This is a genomic window from Streptomyces sp. NPDC006739 (assembly GCF_042869815.1).
Classification (GTDB): Bacteria; Actinomycetota; Actinomycetes; order Streptomycetales; family Streptomycetaceae; genus Streptomyces.
In genome coordinates this window covers 218,297-233,520 of sequence record NZ_JBIAGM010000010.1, presented here as the reverse complement: position 1 = coordinate 233,520, position 15,224 = coordinate 218,297, and the positions used below count along the sequence as shown (strand labels likewise).

Here is a 15,224-nt window from a genome sequence, read left to right as displayed (position 1 = left end):
CCAGCACTCCAGAAACGAAACGTTGCCGTTTCTCTGGATGTGGTCTAATCTCGCCGTGTACGAAACCGTTTCGTTCACGCACTCTTCCGTCGACGAACGACGACGAACGACTTCCCCTGGAGTGGTTCCCAGCTGATGGTCGTCCTCGACGCCACCATCGTGAACATCGCCCTGCCCTCCGCCCAGGCGGACCTGGGCTTCTCCAACGGCAACCGGCAGTGGATCGTCACCGCGTACGCGCTGGCCTTCGCCTCCCTGCTGCTGCTCGGCGGCCGCATAGCCGACCTGTTCGGCCGTAAGACGGCCTTCCTGGTCGGCGTCGTCGGCTTCGCCGGCGTCTCCGCGCTCGGCGGTGCCGCGAACGGCTTCGGCATGCTGGTCACCGCCCGCGCCCTGCAGGGCGCCTTCGGCGCGCTCCTCGCGCCGGCCGCCCTCTCCCTGCTCAACACCACCTTCACCGACGCCCGGGAGCGGGCGCGGGCGTTCAGCGTGTACGGCGCCATCGCGGGTGCCGGCGGTGCGGTCGGCCTGCTGCTCGGCGGGGTCCTGACCGACGCGTTCGACTGGCGCTGGACCCTGTACGTCAACGTGGCCATCGCGGTCGTCGCCTTCGCGGGCGGCTGGGTGCTGCTGACCAACCACCGCGACGCCGCGGGCTCCCGGCTGGACGTGCCGGGCACCGTCCTGGTCGCCGCCGGTCTCTTCTCCCTCGTCTACGGCTTCTCCAACGCCGAGACCCACGACTGGGGCTCCGCGCCGACCTGGGGCTTCCTGATCGCGGGCGGCCTGCTGCTGGCGGCCTTCGCCTGGTGGCAGACCCGGGCCGCGCACCCCCTGCTGCCGCTGCGGATCCTGCTCGACCGCAACCGCTCGGCCTCCTACCTGGCCGTGCTGATCTCCGGCGCGGGCATGTTCGGCGTGTTCCTCTTCCTCACCTACTACCTCCAGCTCAACCTCGGGTTCAGCCCGACGAAGACCGGTGTGGCGTTCCTGCCGATGGTCGGCGCGCTGATGGTGGCGGCACAGCTCGGCACCACCCTGCTGGTGCCGCGGATCGGCCCGAAGGCGGTCATCCCGCTGGGCTTCGCCGTCGCCGCGGTGGGCATGGCCTGGCTGACCGGCATCGGCGTCGGCTCCTCCTACACCGGCGCGGTGCTGCCGCAGCTGGTCGTGATCGGCCTCGGCCTCGGCCTGGTCATGCCGCCCGCCATGCAGCTGGCCACCGGCGGAGTGGCGGCCGAGGACGCCGGTGTCGCCTCCGCGACCGTGAACGCCATGCAGCAGGTGGGCGGTTCCATCGGCACCGCGCTGCTGAACACGCTGGCGGCGAGCGCCGCGACCCATTACCTCTCGGGCCGCGACGCCACCAGCAAGCTGGTCCAGGCCCACGCGACCATCGAGAGCTACACCACCGCCTTCTGGTGGTCGGCGGGCTTCTTCACCGCGGGCGCTCTGATCGCCCTGCTGCTCTACCGGCGCGGAGTGCCGCAGCAGGACACGGACGCCGCACCGGTCGTCCACATGTGACAGCCCCGAGAGCCGCCGGGGTTCCGGCCGGAGGGCCGCCGTCCGCAGGGAGACGGCGGCCCTCCGGCTGTCACCGTGACGGCGGGGCGCTTGAGTCCGCACCGGCGGGTACTCGCGCCCGAGCGGATGGAGACGGTGGCCGCCGGCGGGCGCTGGACGCCCGGGCGCCACCCGGTACGGAAGGAGAGTGGCATGTCCGGCGCGGACCACGGGGAGAACCTGCCCGAGACGGCACTGGAGGAAGCGCTCCGGGAGATCACGGATGCCATGCGGCGTGACGAGGAGCCCGCGCGGCCCGGGGGCGAGGCCGCGGACGCGATCACACCGAACGCCCGGGCCCAGGAGGAGTCGCGGGGCGAGGCGCAGGGCCGGACGCGGGACGAGACGCGGGGCGGGCCGCACGGCGAGTAGGCCGTGTCCCGTCAGCGGGAAGGTGCCCGGCGGCAGCGCCCGTCCGGCGGAACGCCGAGGATGCGCGAGGCGCCGCCGGGTACCCGGCCCCCATGAACGACCACCGCCCCGAGCCCGAGCTGCCCCCCGCGCGGGGGCCGGTGTCCGCCGCCGTCGTCGCCGCGCTGCGCGGCACCGGCCCGCTGCCCCGCGTCGAGGAGTGCGCTGCCGCTGACCCGTACGGCGACGACCTCCAGCTCGCCCTCTACCTCTGCTACGAGCTGCACTACCGGGGCTTCGCGGACGTCTCGCCGGACCACGAGTGGGACCCCGGCCTGCTGCGCGTCCGCGCCGCGCTGGAGGGGGTCTTCCTCTCCGCGCTGCGGGCCGACACGCCCGGCCACGACAGCCTCGACGACGCCCTCGGGGCCCTGCTGGTCGAACCGGTCCAGGGCACCGGCGTCACCCACTACCTGTGCGAGGAGGGCGAGCGGTGGCAGCTGCGCGAGTACGCGGCCCAGCGCTCCCTGTACCACCTGAAGGAGGCCGACCCGCACGCCTGGGTGCTGCCCCGGCTGTGGGGCCGGGCCAAGGCGGCGATGGCGGCGGTGGAGTTCGACGAGTTCGGCGGCGGCCGGGCCGAGCGGGTGCACGCCCGCCTGTTCGCAGACCTGATGACGGACCTCGGGCTGGACACGGCGTACGGCCGCTATCTGGACGCGGCCCCCGCCGAGATGCTGGCCACCGTCAACCTGATGTCGCTGCTCGGTCTGCACCGCGCGCTGCGCGGCGCGCTGGTGGGCCACTTCGCCTCGGTCGAGATCACCTCGTCCCCCGGATCGCGGCGGCTGGCCGAGGCGATGCGGCGCACCGGCGCCGGGAGGGCCGCGGAGTTCTTCTACGACGAGCACGTCGAGGCGGACGCCGTGCACGAGCAGGTCGTCCGCCACGAGGTCATCGGCGGGCTGCTCGACGAGGAGCCCCGGCTGGCCGCCGACATCGCCTTCGGCATCGACGCGACCGAGTACCTGGAGGACCGGCTGTCTTGGCGGCTGCTCGGCCGGTGGCGGGACGGCACGTCGTCACTGCGTGCGCCTCTTGAGCGGGAAACAACCCATATCACCTGAATACCGGGGTACTCGCGCCGCGTGAACGCACTGGTACTCCCGGGTGTCTACGCCCCTCAGGACGACACCGCGCTGCTGGCCGAGGCCCTCCGGGCGGAGCCCATGCCACCGGGTGCGCGGGTTCTCGACGTCGGCACCGGAAGCGGGGCGCTGGCCCTGGAGGCCGCCCGGCTCGGCGCCGAGGTGACCGCGGTCGACCTGTCCTGGCGGGCGGTGTGGACGGCCCGGCTGAACGCCTGGCTGAACCGGCTGCCGGTCCGGATCCGGCGCGGCAACCTCTTCGGCCCGGTGCGCGGGCGGGCGTACGACGTCATCGTGGCCAATCCGCCGTACGTGCCGGCGCCCGACGCCGGGCCCGAGCCGCGCGGCCGCTCCCGCGCCTGGGACGCGGGCCACGACGGGCGTCTGGTCCTGGACCGTCTCTGCCGGGACGCCCCCGGTCTGCTGCGGCCGGGGGGTGTGCTGCTGCTGGTCCACTCGGCGCTGAGCGGACCGGACCGGACCCTGGAACTGCTGCGGGCGGCGGGGCTCAAGGCCGCGGCGGTGAACCGCCGCTGGATCAGGTTCGGGCCGGTGCTGCGGTCCCGGGCCGGCTGGTTGCGCGAGCGGGGCCTGCTGGCGCCCGCCGAGGAGAGCGAAGAGCTGGTGGTCATCCGTGCCGAACGTCCCTGCTGACCGACCCCGCCGGATCACCGTGCAGCGGCGCGGACCGCTGCTGGTTGAGGGTCCCGTGGAGGTGGAACTGGAGGACGGCACCACCGTCGTCTCCGACCGCTTCCGGGTCGCCCTGTGCACCTGCCGGCGCAGCCGCCGCTATCCGTGGTGCGACACCAGTCATCGGCGTCGCACCCCGTGAACGCCGTCGCACACCATGAAAGCCGGAGTCCGGCGGGCGGCCCCACTCCGCCCGCCGGACTCCGGTTCGAGACCGCCCGGTTCCCCGCTCCAGGGGCCCGCACTCCCCAGTCACGGGCCTTTTCCGGCGTGCACTGCACGGGGACCGTGCGATCCCGGTCTCTAGAACGCGAAGACGCCGGCGCCGTACGCGTTCCTCATGCACTCGTTGCCGAAGGTGTGCGCGTAGGAGACGCGCTTGCCCTGCCAGACGCCCTCGACCGTCACGACGACGGGGTTGTACAGCTTGGTGCACCACACGTCGGGTGCCGGGGCCAGGGAGTCGAAGTCACCGCCGGTCCCGCGCAGTTCGGCGCAGGCCTGGGCCGCGGCCGGGTGGGTGCCGGAGGCCGTCGGGGCGCAGGTGAGGGTGACGGCGCGTTCCGGGGTCGCGGTGACGGCGTCGCTGCCGTGGCCGGTGGTGAGCACCAGGGCCGAGGGCGCGTAGAGCGAGGCCGGGGCGGCACTGGGAGAGGCGACGGCGGCCCCGGTCAGGGGTCCGCAGACGGCGGCGGCCGTGAGGCCGAGGGTCGCTGCCCAGCGCGCGGTGTTCCGCATTGTGTGCATCCTTCCGCTCGAATAGACGGGTGCCGGCTCCGGTCCGGTCGGGTGCCGGAGCGGCGTGCGCCACTCTGCCGAGTCCGCCGCCGAAACTCACATCGGACCCACGGGTTTCAGTAACCTTGCGTATTGAATCAGTGGCGTGAAGTCACAGAATTCGAACGTTCCAATGCCGAAACTGAGCGGTTCTTGATCGCAAGAAGCGGCCAAATGGCTTAATTCCGGCGCCTCGTTAATAGGCCTGAAACATTCCGGTTCAGCCGGGCGTGGCGGCCCCCGGGGCCGGGCGGCTACCCGCGAGTATCGTCGGCATCCGCGTGAGGGACGACGAGCGGCGGGAGGGCCGGATGCCCCGGAACTGGGCGGACTTCCAGTACGAGATCTATCTGAACGGGATGACGGGCGCCGTGCCCCGGCTGCCCACCGACCTGACCCGGCTGGAGGAGCTGGCGGCGCACCGGCTCGCTCCCGGCCCGGTGGGCTACGTGGCGGGCAGCGCGGGGGACGGCAGCACGGCCCGGGCCAACCGGGCGGCGCTGGAGCGGCGCCGGATCGTGCCGCGCATGCTGCGGGACGTACGGGAGCGGGACCTGTCGGTGCGGGTGCTGGGGCGTTCGCTGCCGGCGCCGCTGGCCCTGGCACCCGTGGGGGTGCTGTCGATCATGCATCCCGACGCGGAGGGCGCCGCCGCCCGGGCCGCCGCCGCGCAGGGCGTGCCGTTCGTCCTGTCCTCGGCGTCCAGCACGCCGATGGAACAGGTCGCGGAGGCGATGGGGGACGCCGAGCGCTGGTTCCAGCTGTACTGGGGCCGGGACCGCGAGGTGACGCGCAGCTTCCTGCGCCGGGCCCGCGCCGCCGGGTTCTCGGTGCTGGTGGTCACGCTGGACACCCCCCTGGTGTCGTGGCGGCCACGCGACCTCGACCAGGCGTACCTGCCGTTCCTGCACGGGGTGGGCACCGCCAACTACTTCACCGACCCGGCCTTCCGCTCGGGCCTTGCCAAGCCGGTCGAGGAGGATCCCCGCGCGGCCGTGCTGCACTTCCTCGGCCTGTTCGGGGACGCCGGCCACACCTGGCCGGACCTGGCGTTCCTGCGGGAGCACTGGGACGGACCGATCGTCCTCAAGGGCGTCCTGCACCCGGACGACGCCCGGCTCGCCGCCGAGGCCGGGATGGACGGGGTGGTGGTCTCCAACCACGGCGGCCGGCAGGTGGCCGGCGCGGTCGCGGCGGCCGACGCGCTGCCCCGGGTGGCGCGGGCGGTGGGCGAGCGGCTGACGGTGCTGTTCGACAGCGGGGTGCGCACCGGCGACGACGTCTTCAAGGCTCTCGCCCTCGGCGCGCGGGCGGTGCTGCTGGGGCGGCCCTACGTCTACGGGCTCGGCCTGGACGGGCAGCCGGGCGTGGAGCACGTGATCCGCTGCCTGCTCGCCGAGTTCGACCTCACCCTCGCCCTGTCCGGTCACACCACCCCGAGCACCCTCGGAGCGGCGGACCTCGACGGAACGCCGCCCGGCGAGCACGACCGGGCGCACTGACCCGCTGATCACGCCGGAGACGCCGGTTCCGGGTCCCTGCTCGGACCCGGCCCGCCGGACCGGCCCCTATCCCACGTCCTGGCCGGCCAGTTTCGCCGGGCGGGCCGAGGGACCCTCGGTGCCGGCGATCGACAGGGAACCGGGGCTCGACGGGGGCGCGTCGGTCAGCCAGCGCTGGTCGGTGGAGCGGTCCCGGACCTTGACGACGATGTCGGCGCCCGGGCCGGTGCCGGTGGCCGCGAGGGCCAGGGTCTCGTCCCAGCGGGGCAGCAGCTCGCCCTGCACGGTGAGGTCGTAGCGCACGTCGTCGGCCCGCTGCCCCTGCGCGTCGGAGCAGACGCCGAGGATGACCACACCGGCGTCCGCGCGCGAGTCCAGGCACAGGTCGGAGTCGGCCGCGCTGCGCAGCCGGCCGTCGGTCTCGTACGCCCACCGCTGGGTCCCCGCCGAGGAGCACGCGGTGAGCACCGCGCCGGCCCCGGCCCGGGGCGTGCCGTCGATGTCCAGGCACAGGCCGGACGCGGCGTTGCGCAGCCGCGTCGCCCGGGTGGCGGCGGGCAGCCCGGCCGTGCCGGGGTCGGTGGCGGATGCGGAGGCGGCCGGGGACTGGCCGTCGGTGCCGGGACCGACGCTCGTCGAGGCGACCGGATCGGTGCCGTCGCCGCCGTCCGGCCACACGCTGACCGCGAGGACGGTGGCGAGCAGTCCGGCCGAGGCGACGCCGACGCCGGTGAGCAGCGTCTTCGACGGCCGGACGGCGCCGGGTGCGCGGCGCGCCGGCATGGGGATGCGGGCCAGCAGCCCTGGTCCTCCCCCGCCGCGCCGGCGCCCGCCGGAGCGGCGGGAGGCGCTGCGGGCGCGGACCGGTGTCTGGCCGTCGCGGCCGGGGCGGGAGTCGAAGTAGCGGCGGGCTCCCCAGCCGAGGACCGCCTCGGCGAGCAGCAGGCCGAGGCCCGCCTCGACCTGGCCGAGCTGCTCGGCGGCGTACCGGCAGTAGGAGCATGCGTCCAGGTGCTGCTGGACGTCGGGCAGCAGGGCGCCGCCGCGCCGGATCGGCACGTCGAGCAGGCGGTTGTAGAACCGGCAGTCCTGGGTCGGGGCGAGTTCCCGGTGGGCGCGGACGCAGCCCTCGCGGAACTTCTCCCGGGCCCCTTCGAGCGCGGTCGCCGCGGTCTCGGCGTCCATGCCGAGCAGCCCGGCGGGGACGACGACGGACTCGGCCTCGACCTCGGTGTGCCACAGAAGGCACTGGGCGAACGGGGCGAGGCCCTGGAAGGACCGCTCGGCGAGGGTGCGGTTCTCCGGCGTCAGGGAGGCCGCGGCGCGCATGCCGCGGCCTCCGGCGGGTTTCCCGAGGCCGGGGAGGACCTCGGTGATCCGGTCCTCGGCGGACCAGGTGCCGACGGTGTCGCGGACGGCGACCAGCAGACGGGGCCGCAGCGCCTCGGCCGCCTCGCCCAGCACGACGCGGTCGAGGACCTGGTGGAAGGCGGCGGCGCAGACCATGTGGGCGAGGGGCCCGCGGGTGGCCAGGCAGACGGCCGCGTAGTCCTGGACGGGCTCCCAGTGCCGGGCCATCAGCTGGGCGACGGACCGGGAGGCCTCCGCGTCCGAGCCGGCCCGCAGCGGGGCGGCGAGGGACTCGTCGGACTCCCCGGGGCCACCGCCGGACGGCGGGTAGGCAGGACGAGGCGGATGGGGGGTGGGCACTGAGCGGATTCCTTTGGTGCGTGCGGTGCGGGTGGTGCTGCGTCAACTTCGGGATGAGCCCTGGCCATTCCCCCGCACGGGTGATTCACCTTTGCACAATGTCCACACGGCCAACAAGGCGCCCGTCCGCATCGACGGCTTTGCCCCGACAGCTTTGAACGAAAGTCAGGACATGTCCCGCGAGCGCCCCGTGTGAAGCGTGCGCCCATGGCGGCCGCCCGCGCACGCTCCCCCGCGCCCCGGCCGCGTAGTGGACTGGTGGCGGCCCTTCTCGGAGGCCCCGCGCAGGACGGCGGCTCTCCTGTGCGAAACCGGCCGCCGGCCCCGTTCCTCCCGCCCTCGGCCGGCGGCCCCGGGCCGGCGCCTTCCCCCACCGGCCGGGGGCGGGGTCAGATCTGCCAGGAACGCAGCCGGTCGGCCGCGCCGTACACATCGGTCTTGCCGGAGATCAGGTCGCGGGCGAGGTCGACGAGGGCGCCGTAGGGCGGGTCGATGCCGGCGCCGCTGACGAACATGTAGGCCACGGCCGTGGCACAGGCGAACCGGGCGTTGGCCGACGGCAGCGGCTTGAGCAGGGCGAGGGTGTGCAGCAGCGCGGCCGCCCGCCAGGCGGCGTCGGAGTCCACGCCGAGCCGGGGCGGGTCGACACGGTGCCGGGCGACGGCGGCGACCAGCGCGGAGAAGTCGTCGACCGTGGGCTGGTCGGGCAGTACTTCCTCGTGGCGCTGGAGCAGCCAGGGTACGTCTATGTGGATGACGGGCGGCATCGGTCAGGCGGCCTCGCCCTTGGCGGCGGGCTCGTCCTCCGGGAACGCGGCCGCGAACTCCTCGGCGTGGTCGGCGAAGAAGCGCCGGAATTCCTCGGCGCCCTCCTGCAGGGCCCGGTGCCGGGCGATGTCGGCCGCGGCGGCCTCGCGCACGAGGGCCTTCATGGACGTACCGCGCTCCTTGGCGATCTGCCGCAGGTCCTCTAGTTCGCGCTCGCTGAACTCCACGTTGAGAGCTGGCATGCCCCAACGGTAGCGCGAGGGTACTCGACCGTAAATAACCCCAGCTCGGATGCCATGCCCAACGGTACCCGGACGGCCTCGCGGTCCGGGCGGCCGCCGCCCGGACCGCTGGTGCCGGCTACACGTCGAGGCGGCTGATCCGCACCGCCCCCCTGGCCTCGCCGGGGTGCGCGCCGGTCAGCGTGAGGCGGATCCGGGACCCGCTCACCGCGTCGAAGGTGATCACCGTCGGCGTGTCGGAGGCCGTGCCCCAGTCCACCGCCGCTCCCGTGACGGGCACGTACGCCCGCCCGTCCCACACCGCCACCTCCACCGCCGAGGGCGGCGTGTGGGTCGCGTCGGCCGTGAACGACACCGCCACCCGGTCCAGGCTCCGGGACCGCCCGAAGTCGACCGACACCCAGTCCTTCGCGCGGGCCCCGCTGAACGCGGGCAGCAGGCCGGTGGCCGACTTGACGAAGGCGTTGGACCAGCCGGTCGTCGCGTCGCCGTCCAGCATCGCGGCGGGCAGGGTGTCCGGACGGCCGGAGTAACTGGCGTCCGCGTACGGGTAGTTCGGCGGCGCGGGGTAATCGGGGGCGAAAGCGGGGGCGGCCGTACGCGCGACCTGCCGGGCCGGCGTGGCGCGTACGGTCACCGTACCCCGGCGCAGTCCGTCCGCGGCGGCCGTGACCTTCACCGCGCCCGCCCGGGTGCCCGCCCGCACGATGGCGAGGGCCTTGCCGTGGAATGCGGTCCGGGTGCTGGCCTGGTAGCGCTCGGCGCTCTCCTCGCGGCCGTTGTCGACGCCGGCCAGGGAGCCGCCGGCCACGTCGAAGGTGATGAGGTGCCCGGCGTCGGGCACGACCACGCCGTGCGCGTCGACGATCTCGGCGGTCACGAAGAGCAGCGAACGGCCGTCGGCGGCGACGGATTCACGGTCGGCGGTCAGGCGCACCGCGTGCGGGTCCCCGGCCGTGCGCAGGACGTCGGTGGCGACCACCTTGCCGTCCCTGCGGGCCACCGCCTTCAGCTCGCCGGGCGCGAACGGCACCTTCCAGGTCAGGTGCAGCTTGCCCGCGCTGCCGTTGGGGCTGGTGTAACTGCCCGGATAGGGGCCGCCGGTGAAGGTCTTGTCGTCGCCGGTGGCCTCGGTGGTCTCCAGGTAGGTGCGTCCGTCCGTGGTCGTCTTGGTGTCGAACTCCCGTACCCCCAGGGACTTCCCGTCGAGGAACAGCTCCACGGAGGGGACGTTCGCGTACGCCCACACCTCGACCGTGTCACCGGGCTCGTGGTTCCAGGTCATCGGGAGCAGGTGCACCATCGGCTCGCTCACCCACTGGCTGCGGAACAGGTGGTACATGTCCTTGGGGAAACCGGCCGTGTCGACGGCGCCGAAGAAGGACGCCTTCACCGGGAAGACGTCGTAGGGGGTGGGTTCCCCGATGTAGTCGATGCCCGACCACAGGAACTGCCCCGCGAACCACTTGCGGTCCCGGTCCTTCTTGTGGCCGTACTCGCCGCTCATCGTCCAGGAGGCGAGGTTGTTGTCGTAGGAGGAGGTCTCGCGCCGGCCGGGGGTCTGGTTCTCGCCGGTGTTGAGGTGCTCGGGTTCCTGGTAGCTGCCGCGTGTCGAGGTCTCCGAGGAGGACTCCGACTCGAAGAGGAACAGGTGCGGATAGGTGGCGTGCAGGGCGTCCACGGACTTGGCGGTGTTGTAGTTCAGGCCGAGTCCGTCCAGCTTGGCCAGCATGAGGTCGGCCGCCGAGCCCTTGGCCGGGACGCCGTGGTACTTGTTCGAGCCGATGACGACCGGGCGGGTGTCGTCCGCCGCCTTGATCGCGGCGATGATGCGGTCCGCCATGGCGAGACCGGCCGTGGAGGTGGAGTCGGGGATCTCGTTGCCGATGGACCACAGGACCACGGCGGGCGAGTTGCGGGCCGCGAGGACCATCTCGGTGGCGTCCTTCTCGCACCACTGGTCGAAGAACCGGCCGTAGTCGTACGTGGTCTTGCCGGTCTTCCAGCAGTCGAAGGCCTCCACCATCATCACGATGCCCAGTTCCTCGCAGACCTCGATCATCTGCGGCGAGGGCGGGTTGTGCGAGGTGCGGAAGGCGTTGACGCCCATCGACTTCATGATCGTCATCTGCCGGCGTACGGCGTCCGCGCTGATCGCCGAGCCGAGGGCGCCCTGGTCGTGGTGGAGGTCGACGCCCTTGATCTTGGTGTGGGTGCCGTTGAGGAAGAAGCCCCCGTCGGGGTCGAAGCGGTAGCTGCGGATGCCGAAGGCGGTGCGGTAGGTGTCGGTGGTCCGGCCGCCGACCCGCAGTTCGGTCACCAGCGTGTAGCGGTGCGGGGCGTCGAAGTCCCACAGGCGCGGCTTCGCGACCGTCAGTTCGTGGGTCTCGCTCACCGCCTGGGCGACGGCCACCGTGCTGGACGTACGGGCGACCGTGCGGCCGTCCGGGTCGAGGACCCGTGTAAGGACCTGCACCTTCGTGCCGCCGCCGGTCTCGTCGACCACGTCGGTCCGCACCCGCACGGTGGCCCGGTCGGCGCTCACTTGGGGGGTGGTGACGTAGGTGCCCCAGCGGGCCACGTGCACCGGGTCGGTCACCACCAGGCGGGCCTCGCGGTAGATGCCGCTGCCCGAGTACCAGCGGCTGCTCGGCAACTGGTTCTGGACCTTGACCGCGATCACGTTCTCGGTGCGCCCGTCGGTGTGCACCAGGTCGGTCAGGTCGAACGCGAAGCCGGTGTAGCCGTAGGGGTGGTGGCCGACCTCGGTGCCGTTGCAGTAGAGGTGGGAGTCCATGTAGACGCCGTCGAACTCCACCGAGATCCGCTTGCCGGCGTAGCCGGGCGGCAGGGTGAAGGCGAGGCGGTACCAGCCGAGGCCGCCGGGGAAGAAACCGGTGCCGCTGGTGGTGCCGTGCTCGGTGGTGGGGGTCTGTTCGATGCTCCAGTCATGGGGCACGGCGACCTCGCGCCAGCCCGAGTCGTCGTACCGGGGATCGGCGGCGGTCGCGTAAGCGCCGGTCGGATCGGTGATCCCACCCGGGTTGACCAGCGCGAAGCGCCAGCCGTCGCGCAGCGGGACGGTGTGGCGTCCCCCCATGGCACCGGACGCCTCGGCGGCCCGGGCGGCCGGTGCGCCCAGCAGCGCTCCGGCCGTCGGGGCCGCCGTGGCGGCGACCAAAACCGATCTGCGAGTGACCGTCATGGCGGCTCTCCCTCATCAGGGCCCAGAAGTACTCACAACTGATCGTGAACAAACAGATTCTGACGTGCTGGCACACGCGGCCGTCAAGGGTGCGGGCGTGTACTCCTGCCCCTGACGTCACATCGGCCGGATTTCCCCCTTGACCGGCCCCGGGCCGCCCCGCCCGGCGGCCCGGCAACGGCGTCCGCCGGGGAGGCGCACGCACTAGGCTGGGGCGGAAGTGGTGCACCTGTTGACTGTGCGTGTGCGCTGGGGAGTGGCGAGATGAGCCGGGTCCATCCGTTCGACGACGCGGCGACGGCCCGGGCTGTCATCGACGACGACGGCACGCTGGTCGAGTGGAACGAGGGCGCGCGGCGCCTGCTCGGCCACCCGCCCGACGAGGTGGTGGGCCGCCCCGCGGCCCTGCTGCTGGCGGACGGCGGGCACCTCGCCGTTCCCCTGGGCGCGCGCTGGGACGGAACGGTCGGTTTGCGTCATCGTGACGGCCGTACGGTGTCGGTGTGGCTGCTCGTCCACCGCCGCCCCCCGCGCGACGGCCGGGACGGCGACTGGCTCGTGGTCACCCCGCTGGCGGACCGCGGACCGGCCGCCCCCGACGATCCACTGGACTCGGCGGTGCTCACCCAGTCGCCGTGCGCGGTCGCCGTGTACGACGAGCGGCTGCGGCTGCGCCGGATGAACGACGCGATGGGCGAGGTGATCGGGCTGCCCGAGGAGCGGGTGCGCGGCCTCACACCCGCGGAGATCGGCGGCCAGCCGCAGAGCGACGACCTGGAACGGCACATGCGCCAGGTTTTGACCACCGGCCGGCCGCTGGACGTGCAGACGTACGCGCGTGCCGGCGGCGAGACGCGCGCCCACGCGTGGCTCGCCCGATTGGCGCCGGTCACCGACGCGCTGGAGCGGGTGCGGGGCGTCTGCCTGGCCGCGCACGACTTCACCGACAACTACCTGGCCAGGGAGCGGCTGCAACTGGTCAACGAGGCGAGCGTGCGCATCGGCAGCACCCTCGACGTCACCCGCACGGCACAGGAACTGGCGGACGTGTGCGTGCCCGCCCTCGCCGACTTCGTCAGCATCGACCTGCTGGACCCGCAGGAGCACGGCGCCGAGCCCCCGGCGCGGATCAGCGCCCCGGTCCCGCTCCGCCGGGCCGCCTACCAGTCGATCCTGCCGGGCGCCCCGGAGGTGGTGACCGAGCTGGGGCACATCGAGACCTATCCGGTCGCCTCCCCGCAGGCGGACTCGCTGCTCGCCGGCCGCACCATCGTCGCCTCGGTGCCCTCCGGCGACCTGGAGCAGTGGCTGGCCTGGAACCCCGCGCGCGGGGAGCGGGTGCGCGAGTACGGCATCCACTCCTCGATGTCGGTGCCGATCCAGGCGCGCGGCCTCACCCTCGGGGTCGCCGTCCTCACCCGGCACCGGCGGCCCGACCCCTTCAGCGCGGACGACGTGCTGCTGGCCGAGGAGATCACCGCCCGCGCCGCCGTCTGCATCGACAACGCCCGCCGCTACTGCCGGGAGCGGGAGACCGCCCTCGCTCTCCAGCGCAGCCTGCTGCCCCGCTCCCTGCCGCACACCGCCGCCGTGCAGGCCGCCTCCCGCTATCTGCCGGCGGCGCGCGCCGGGGTGGGCGGCGACTGGTTCGACGTGATCCCGCTGTCCGGGATGCGGGTGGCCATGGTCGTCGGGGACGTCGTCGGGCACGGCATCCAGGCCTCGGCCACCATGGGCCGGCTGCGCACCGCCGTACGCACGCTCGCCGACATCGATCTGGCCCCGGACGAGCTGCTCACCCACCTGGACGACCTGGTGGTGCGGCTGTCGGAGGAGTCCGGCGGCGACGGCGGTCCCGGCGAGGTCGGCGCGACCTGCCTGTACGCCGTCTACGACCCGGTGTCACGGTGCTGCACGCTGGCCCGGGCCGGGCACCCCCCGCCCGTGCTGCTGCGGCCCGGCTCCACCCCCCGCCAGCTCGACCTGCCCGCCGGTCCCCCGCTGGGCCTGGGCGGGCTGCCGTTCGAGTCCACCGAGGTCGAACTCCCCGAGGGCACGGTGCTCGCCCTGTACACGGACGGCCTGGTGAAGTCCCGGGAGCGGGACTCCGACCACGGCCGGGAGCTGCTGTGCGAGGCGCTCGGGGCGTACGCCGACTCCCTCGACGAGACCTGCGACCACGTCCTGCGGGCCCTGCTCCCCTCGGACGGCGCCGCCGACGACGTGGCGCTGCTGCTCGCCCGCACCCAGGGCCTGCCCGCCTCCCGGGTGGCGACCTGGACCATCCCCGCCGACCCGTCCCTGGTGGCGCCGATCCGCAAGCAGGTCGTGGAGCAGCTGGACACCTGGTCGCTGGCGCAGGCGGCGTTCACGACCGAGCTGGTGGTCAGCGAGCTGGTCACCAACGCCATCCGGTACGGCGCCCACCCCATCCGGCTGCGCCTGATCCACGACGTGACCACGCTGATCTGCGAGGTCTCCGACACCAGCCACACCGCCCCGCATCTGCGCCGGGCCAAGACCTGGGACGAGGGCGGCCGGGGGCTGCTGCTGGTCGCCCAGCTCACCCAGCGCTGGGGCAGCAGGCACACCACGGAGGGCAAGACGATCTGGGCGGAACTGGCGCTGTTCGAGGAGGACGAGTGAGGCGGGTGAGTGAGCGGGCGGGCCGGCGGGGCCGTCGGGCCGGGCGGCGGCCGGGTCAGGAGGCGGTCAGCCAGGGCCGCACCTGCCTGCGGGCCTCGTGCAGCCGGGACTTGAGCGTGCCGAGCGGGATGCCGACCCGCTCGGCGACCTCGGCGTAGTCCAGCTGGCAGATGTCCCGGTAGACCAGCGGGGCGACCAGGTGCGGATGCTCCCGCTCCAGCCGGTCCAGGGCCTCCAGCAGGTCGACGCGGGAGCCGGCGATGACGCTCGTGGTGCGCGGGTCGACATACCCGGGAAACGCGGACGGTTCGATGGAGGCGGGCTGTTCGGCGGCCCGGCGCTTGAGTTCCCGGTACTTCTGCCGGGCGCAGTTGGCGATCACGGTGTACAGCCAGGTGCTGAAGCGGCTGCGGCCCTCGAAGGTGGAGATCTTCCGGGACAGCTGGAGCAGCACGTCCTGGGCGGCCTCCTCGGCGTCCTCCCGGCACGGCAGAAAGCGCCCGCAGCGCCGCACCACGTCGGGCCACACCTCCGTCAGCAGCTGGTCCAGGGCCGCCGCGTCACCGGCGGCGGCCCGCCGCGCGAGGTCCTCGGTCAGGCCTGCGTCATGCACGGG

The 15,224-nt window shown here is 73.5% G+C and carries 12 protein-coding genes and 1 pseudogene; 7 read left to right on the top strand and 6 right to left on the bottom strand.

Going from position 1 to position 15,224, the window contains the following annotated elements:
• Positions 1–126 precede the first annotated feature (126 nt).
• From ACFYMM_RS21760 to ACFYMM_RS21740, 5 genes and pseudogenes are all read left to right on the top strand, one after another.
• Positions 127–1,527, top strand: a pseudogene (locus ACFYMM_RS21760) (MFS transporter); the annotation flags it as partial.
• Between the two features lie 192 nt (positions 1,528–1,719).
• On the top strand, positions 1,720–1,938 hold the full coding sequence (locus ACFYMM_RS21755; RefSeq protein WP_388388961.1) for a hypothetical protein: 219 nt from the start codon (positions 1,720–1,722) through the stop codon (positions 1,936–1,938).
• 92 nt (positions 1,939–2,030) lie between these two features.
• Entirely contained in the window at positions 2,031–3,044 is a 1,014-nt protein-coding gene (locus tag ACFYMM_RS21750) for an iron-containing redox enzyme family protein (protein ID WP_388388959.1), read from the top strand.
• A 21-nt stretch (positions 3,045–3,065) separates the two neighbouring features.
• Positions 3,066–3,719 (top strand): HemK2/MTQ2 family protein methyltransferase, encoded by a 654-nt coding sequence (locus ACFYMM_RS21745; RefSeq protein WP_388388957.1) that lies wholly within the window; start codon positions 3,066–3,068, stop codon positions 3,717–3,719.
• Positions 3,700–3,900, top strand: coding sequence for a CDGSH iron-sulfur domain-containing protein (locus ACFYMM_RS21740; RefSeq protein WP_388388955.1), 201 nt, complete (start codon positions 3,700–3,702; stop codon positions 3,898–3,900). Before ACFYMM_RS21745 ends, ACFYMM_RS21740 begins: the two co-directional genes overlap by 20 nt.
• 161 nt (positions 3,901–4,061) lie before the next feature.
• On the opposite strand, the gene ACFYMM_RS21735 is transcribed toward ACFYMM_RS21740, so the two are convergent.
• The gene (locus tag ACFYMM_RS21735) at positions 4,062–4,496 is read right to left on the bottom strand and encodes a protease inhibitor (RefSeq protein ID WP_388388953.1); all 435 of its coding nucleotides are present in this window, start codon (positions 4,494–4,496) and stop codon (positions 4,062–4,064) included.
• A gap of 350 nt (positions 4,497–4,846) precedes the next feature.
• Between ACFYMM_RS21735 and ACFYMM_RS21730 the strand changes: the two genes are divergently transcribed.
• Positions 4,847–6,037: a lactate 2-monooxygenase gene (locus ACFYMM_RS21730; protein WP_388389060.1), complete on the top strand. Its 1,191-nt coding sequence runs from the start codon at positions 4,847–4,849 to the stop codon at positions 6,035–6,037.
• A 66-nt stretch (positions 6,038–6,103) separates the two neighbouring features.
• On the opposite strand, the gene ACFYMM_RS21725 is transcribed toward ACFYMM_RS21730, so the two are convergent.
• The 4 genes from ACFYMM_RS21725 to ACFYMM_RS21710 all read right to left on the bottom strand — a co-directional run bounded on the left by ACFYMM_RS21725 (position 6,104) and on the right by ACFYMM_RS21710 (position 11,962).
• Positions 6,104–7,747 carry an RICIN domain-containing protein gene (locus ACFYMM_RS21725; RefSeq protein WP_388388951.1) on the bottom strand — a complete coding sequence of 548 codons (1,644 nt, stop codon included), beginning with the start codon at positions 7,745–7,747 and terminating at the stop codon, positions 6,104–6,106.
• A 389-nt stretch (positions 7,748–8,136) separates the two neighbouring features.
• Positions 8,137–8,514, bottom strand: coding sequence for a toxin Doc (locus ACFYMM_RS21720; protein WP_388388949.1), 378 nt, complete (start codon positions 8,512–8,514; stop codon positions 8,137–8,139).
• Positions 8,515–8,517: 3 nt separating this feature from the next.
• Complete coding sequence (locus tag ACFYMM_RS21715) at positions 8,518–8,757, bottom strand: hypothetical protein (protein ID WP_388388946.1); 240 nt, start codon at positions 8,755–8,757, stop codon at positions 8,518–8,520.
• A gap of 118 nt (positions 8,758–8,875) precedes the next feature.
• Positions 8,876–11,962, bottom strand: a complete 3,087-nt coding sequence (locus ACFYMM_RS21710; protein ID WP_388388944.1) for a glycoside hydrolase family 2 TIM barrel-domain containing protein — start codon at positions 11,960–11,962, stop codon at positions 8,876–8,878.
• Between the two features lie 264 nt (positions 11,963–12,226).
• Here ACFYMM_RS21710 and ACFYMM_RS21705 point away from each other — a divergent pair, with 264 nt between their 5' ends.
• Complete coding sequence (locus ACFYMM_RS21705) at positions 12,227–14,608, top strand: SpoIIE family protein phosphatase (protein WP_388388942.1); 2,382 nt, start codon at positions 12,227–12,229, stop codon at positions 14,606–14,608.
• 55 nt (positions 14,609–14,663) lie between these two features.
• On the opposite strand, the gene ACFYMM_RS21700 is transcribed toward ACFYMM_RS21705, so the two are convergent.
• Entirely contained in the window at positions 14,664–15,221 is a 558-nt protein-coding gene (locus ACFYMM_RS21700) for an RNA polymerase sigma factor (protein ID WP_388388940.1), read from the bottom strand.
• Positions 15,222–15,224: the final 3 nt, after the last annotated feature.

Bases quoted from the DNA above. Each gene is read 5' to 3' on its own strand.
- ACFYMM_RS21755 (WP_388388961.1), top strand. From the start codon at position 1,720: ATGTCCGGCGCGGACCACGGGGAGAACCTGCCCGAGACGGCACTGGAG.
- ACFYMM_RS21750 (WP_388388959.1), top strand. From the start codon at position 2,031: ATGAACGACCACCGCCCCGAGCCCGAGCTGCCCCCCGCGCGGGGGCCG.
- ACFYMM_RS21735 (WP_388388953.1), bottom strand. From the start codon at position 4,496: ATGCGGAACACCGCGCGCTGGGCAGCGACCCTCGGCCTCACGGCCGCC.
- ACFYMM_RS21730 (WP_388389060.1), top strand. From the start codon at position 4,847: ATGCCCCGGAACTGGGCGGACTTCCAGTACGAGATCTATCTGAACGGG.
- ACFYMM_RS21720 (WP_388388949.1), bottom strand. From the start codon at position 8,514: ATGCCGCCCGTCATCCACATAGACGTACCCTGGCTGCTCCAGCGCCAC.
- ACFYMM_RS21715 (WP_388388946.1), bottom strand. From the start codon at position 8,757: ATGCCAGCTCTCAACGTGGAGTTCAGCGAGCGCGAACTAGAGGACCTG.
- ACFYMM_RS21710 (WP_388388944.1), bottom strand. From the start codon at position 11,962: ATGACGGTCACTCGCAGATCGGTTTTGGTCGCCGCCACGGCGGCCCCG.
- ACFYMM_RS21705 (WP_388388942.1), top strand. From the start codon at position 12,227: ATGAGCCGGGTCCATCCGTTCGACGACGCGGCGACGGCCCGGGCTGTC.